Here is a 249-nt window from a genome sequence, read left to right as displayed (position 1 = left end):
TTCGACCTCGCACACGAGCTGGCCGAATCGGTCCGCCGCGACCTCCCCAGCCTCGAAGTCGACGAGACTCCCTGGGTCGGAACGCTCCCCTCGGACACCGAGTTTGGGAAGGCAGCGCTCACGCCGGGCAGCAAGTTCAGCTTCAACATCGAACTCGACGATGGGGAACTCGTCCCCGAACGCAACGGCCGTGAAATCAGTAACTACCAGCGCGAGAAGATGCTGAAAGACGATGGCTGGAGTTACATC

General features: G+C 61.0%; 1 pseudogene. It reads left to right on the top strand.

The window, feature by feature from the left end:
- A pseudogene (locus tag EXE42_RS20420) lies at positions 1-249 on the top strand (BREX-5 system phosphatase PglZ); the annotation flags it as partial.

Origin of the sequence: Halorubrum sp. SP3 (genome assembly GCF_005435195.1) — an archaeon.
Taxonomy (GTDB): Archaea; Halobacteriota; Halobacteria; order Halobacteriales; family Haloferacaceae; genus Halorubrum; species Halorubrum sodomense.
The sequence above is the reverse complement of the archived record's forward strand: the minus strand, read 5'-3'. Positions and strand labels throughout refer to the sequence as shown.